The sequence below is a fragment of the Stutzerimonas stutzeri genome, assembly GCF_000935215.1.
GTDB lineage: Bacteria > Pseudomonadota > Gammaproteobacteria > Pseudomonadales > Pseudomonadaceae > Stutzerimonas.
Genome location: NZ_JXXD01000299.1, coordinates 1 through 207, shown reverse-complemented (window position 1 = coordinate 207; position 207 = coordinate 1). Strand labels below are relative to the sequence as shown.

At 65.2% G+C, this 207-nt stretch carries 1 protein-coding gene; it reads right to left on the bottom strand.

Annotated features, from left to right (window positions below):
• Positions 1-207: solute carrier family 23 protein (locus tag LO50_RS22105; protein WP_044316380.1), on the bottom strand; the 207-nt coding region annotated here is incomplete at both ends.

Here is a 207-nt window from a genome sequence, read left to right as displayed (position 1 = left end):
ACACCGCGGCGACCGCCGAGCTGCAGCCATCGGCGAGGATTCCCGACTTGATCCGCCGCAGATACACCGGCCCGCGCACCGGCTGACGCGAGATCATCGAGTTGGCGGTGAGGTCGCCGGCGGTTTCCAGCGGTGTGATGAGGAAGATCACCGCGATCGGGATGAAGGCCATCCAGTCGAATGCGAAACCGAAGCGGAACGGTTGCG